This is a genomic window from Natrinema soli, assembly GCF_028618695.1.
This window is the reverse complement of sequence record NZ_JAQIVI010000555.1, coordinates 1-2821: the sequence shown is the minus strand read 5'-3', so window position 1 is coordinate 2821 and position 2821 is coordinate 1. Positions and strand designations below refer to the sequence as shown.

Here is a 2821-nt window from a genome sequence, read left to right as displayed (position 1 = left end):
GAGGCGTCGATGGTCGGCGTGCTGCTCACGTTCGGCTACCCCGAAGCCGTCGCGGCCGCCGCCACGATCGTCATCCGCGTGGGGACGCTGTGGTACGCCGCGGCGCTCGGTACGGCGGTGTTTCTGACGTACAAGGCGACTCGCTGAGCGGTCCGCATCCGGCGACCGGCGACACCGAGACGCTCGAGGGGTGTTGACCGGGACCAACGCGGCCGCAACGGTCGACGAGTCCGGACCCGATCACCGACCGTCCCTGATCCGCCGCCAACCGAGGACGATTCCCTCCGCACAGAGCCACAGCCCGCCGAGGGCGATGCCGACGACGTGCAGCACCTGCGGGAGGTGCATCCACGCCGGGAAGACGTACTGGGCCATGGCCTCCCCCTTCCGAATCGCCGACTCGACGGGGCCGGGCTCGTCATCGACCGCGGTCAGTTCGGTCCCCGGTGGGACGTCGGACCGCTCTTCGGTGCCGATGCGGTCGGCCTCGTACGGCAGCGGAACGACTTCACCGGAGCGGTCGTCGAACTGCCAGACGATCTCGCCGGAGGGATCGACCTCGAGCACGCGGTTGTTCCGGGAGTCGGTGATGAGCGTGTTGCCGTTAGGGAGCCGGTCGGCGTCCCGAGGCCACTGGAGGGGCTCGCTCGAGGGGCCGGTGTAGCCCCAGACGCGGTCTTCGGACTCGACGTCGAGTTCGACGATGCGCCCGTTCTCGCTGTCGGCGACGACCATCGTCCCCTGGTCTTCGATGCGGTGCGGATTGTGCTGTTTGTCCAGCACGTCGTGGTTCCCGGGCTCGCCGACGACGTCGACGATCTCGTCGGTCTCCGGATCGACCTCGATGATCGCGTCGAAGTTGCGGATACTCATCTGGAAGTTGCCGTTCTCCAGTCGATCGATGTCGTTCATGTGCGTCCAGTCGTCGTGTTCCCCATCCTTCTCGGGACCGCCGTACTCCTCGTAGAACGGCGTGCCGGGCGTCAGGTGATCCTCGGCGTGCCACTCCCAGGTGATCTCGCCATCGCGGTCGATGGTGAACGCGCGATCGTTCCCCATGTCGGCGATCGCCGTCTCGCCGTTCTCGAGGCGCTCGAAGTCGTGGACTTCGTGGTCGGCGATGAACTCGTCGTACCAGTCGTACTCCCAGACGACCTCGTTCGATTCCTTATCGATCTCGACGACGCGATTGTGGACACACTGATGGTCTGTCTCCTCGTACTCGAGGTACTCCTCGGGGCAGTCCTCGGCGGGCGTCCTGACGGCGACGGCCGCCAGCACCGTCTCCTCGTCGAGTTGTTCGACGCCGAACACGCGCGAGTCCGGCACCGACCACTCCCAGGCGACCTCACCGTCGGGCGTCAGTTCGACGACCCGCCCGTCGTCGTTATACGAATGGACGCCGACGAGCGTGTTCCCGGGATACGTGCCGTCGTCGGTTACGACTCTCGGCTCGCGATCGATAACGACCGCTTGGACGCCGAGTGACGCGATCAGTAGGAGGACGACGACGGCGGCGACGGCGACGCGGGTTCGCTGATTCATGTGGGTACTAGCAGGGGAGGGCGGTTCGAGGAACGAGCCTGTCGCAGAGTCGGGTCGATCATACGGAGTACGGACCTATCCAGCGAGAGCTATGCGACGGAATTAGATGAATCTAGGGCTCGTGAGCGGACGGCAACGGTGTGACGATGAACTGCCTCGGGATGAGGCGGTTCGAGACGTCTCTGGCGCCTCGTCACTACGCGGGAGCTTCGCTCCCGCGAGGTCGTCGGCACGAAGCGCCGACTGCAAGCGATTCCGGAGGAATCGCCCTGTCCGCGACTCATTCGGATTCGCGTGATCCCCAGAATCGGAGAGTTTCGGACGATCCGATGCACTCGGCCTGCGACATCGGTAGAGACGACGTCCCATCATCGAGGCCGCCGTTTTTGGTCACCCGCGTCCTACGAGCAGCCATGCGAATCGTCACGACGCTCCCCTCGGCGACCGAGACTGTCGCCGCGCTGGGTCTCGAGCCGGTCGGCGTCTCCCACGAGTGCGATTACCCGCCGAACGCGGCGTCCGCCCCGGCGATCACCCGGTCGCGGATCAGCGAGGCGCAAAGCGCCTCGAGCGGCGAGATCGATCGGCAGGTCCTCGAGACCGCCGACACCGAGGGCGGCGTCTACGACGTCGACGTCGAAACCCTCGACGACCTCGAGCCGGACGTGATCGTCACGCAGGGGATGTGCGACGTCTGCGCGGTCGACGTGGCGGTCATCGAGGACGCCGTCGACCGGATTTCGGCCGACCCCGGAATCGTCCCGACCGATCCCCACAGCGTCGGCGACGTGCTCGGCGACCTCGAGCGAATCGGCCGCGCGATCGGTCGCGAGGAGCGCGCTCGAGAGGTTCGACGCGACCTCGAGTCGCGAATCGAGGGCGTTCGAAATCGAACCGCGGATATCGACGCCACTGACCGCCCGGGCGTAGCGATCTTCGACTGGACCGACCCCGTAATGATCGCGGGTCACTGGACGGCCGAACTGGTCGACTGGGCCGGCGGCGAGTACGGGCTGGCCGCCGTCGGCGAGCGCTCACGGCCGCGGGAGTGGGACGACATCCGCGCGTCCGATCCCGACGTCGTGATCGTCGCGCCCTGTGGCTTCGACCTCGAGCAGATCGCCCGGAACAGAACCGATCTCACCGAACGCGAGGGGTGGGGAGCGCTGACGGCGGTTCGGGAGGGCCGCGTCTGGGCGATGGACGGCGATCACTATCTCAATCGACCCGGCCCGCGGCTGGTGGACACGCTCGAGGCGCTCGCGCCGATCGTCCA

General features: G+C 66.8%; 2 protein-coding genes and 1 pseudogene. 2 read left to right on the top strand and 1 reads right to left on the bottom strand.

Annotation, left to right across the window (positions count from 1 at the left end):
- Window positions 1-147 (top strand): annotated as a pseudogene (locus tag PGX04_RS34810) (lysylphosphatidylglycerol synthase transmembrane domain-containing protein); the annotation flags it as partial.
- Between the two features lie 93 nt (window positions 148-240).
- On the opposite strand, the gene PGX04_RS26465 reads toward PGX04_RS34810, so the two are convergent.
- Window positions 241-1545 (bottom strand): aryl-sulfate sulfotransferase, encoded by a 1305-nt coding sequence (locus tag PGX04_RS26465; protein WP_273741222.1) that lies wholly within the window; start codon window positions 1543-1545, stop codon window positions 241-243.
- 413 nt (window positions 1546-1958) lie between these two features.
- Here PGX04_RS26465 and PGX04_RS26460 point away from each other — a divergent pair.
- Window positions 1959-2821, top strand: an 863-nt coding sequence (locus PGX04_RS26460; RefSeq protein ID WP_273741221.1) for an ABC transporter substrate-binding protein, incomplete at its 3' end; no start/stop codon positions are given.

What these genes read in the sequence shown, in the direction of transcription:
- PGX04_RS26465 (WP_273741222.1), bottom strand. Translation starts at nt 1,545, where the DNA reads ATGAATCAGCGAACCCGCGTCGCCGTCGCCGCCGTCGTCGTCCTCCTA.